The following is a 724-nucleotide window of genomic DNA, read 5'->3' as shown; positions in this document are numbered from 1 at the left end:
CCGGCGTTCATCAAGGCGTGCGCGACGGCCAGCCCGGCAGCACCGGCGCCGACGACGATTGCCGGCTCGACCTTGGCCGGCAGATCCACAACCGATCTGATTGTCGTATCAGTCATTCACTCGAATCCCGTTCGACGCTAGGCTGGCAGGACGCTGTAACCGTTTGATCCCGCGCAGGATCCCTGCAGCAAACCGCGGCCGAAATTTCGAGCGATGCGAATTAGCTCCGTACGCCGGGCCGCGGTTGCGCTCTATATGGCATATGCGCGATATCAACGGTAATCAGGTCGCGGCAATGTGATTGATTCGAGGCTCGGGGTGGCTGGCGGGTCTCGGTTATCCCCACGCGCATGCCCGAAATCGACTCCGATTTTCGAGTCATGCGCAGAATCAAAGTGTTACAGCACCTTGGCGCGTCCTGGACGGCCGGCGCTGTAGGCGGCACGCGGAATCTCGACCATGCCCTCCTTGCGGTTCTATTTCGACAAGATCCTTGAGGCCGCCGCGCCCGAGGTCGAGCGGCAGGCGCTGACCCATGTCGAACGCCTGGCACTGGTGCGCCGCTATGGCGACTTCTCGCTCGCCTATTCCACCGCCGTGCAAGGCAAGCTCTCCTATTTCGGCGACGCCGACGGCTACATCGCCTTCGGTACCAAGATGAAGCACCATTTCGCGCTCGGCGACCCGGTGGCGGCTCCGGCGCGTCGGGCCGATTACATCAAGC

At 62.6% G+C, this 724-nt stretch carries 1 pseudogene; it reads left to right on the top strand.

Annotation, left to right across the window (positions count from 1 at the left end):
* Positions 1 to 459: 459 nt before the first annotated feature.
* Positions 460 to 724: pseudogene (locus EN925_RS38310) on the top strand (phosphatidylglycerol lysyltransferase domain-containing protein); the annotation flags it as partial.

It is taken from the genome of Mesorhizobium sp. M7A.F.Ca.US.006.04.2.1, from assembly GCF_004022915.1.
GTDB lineage: Bacteria > Pseudomonadota > Alphaproteobacteria > Rhizobiales > Rhizobiaceae > Mesorhizobium > Mesorhizobium ciceri.
The sequence above is the reverse complement of the archived record's forward strand: the minus strand, read 5'-3'. Positions and strand labels throughout refer to the sequence as shown.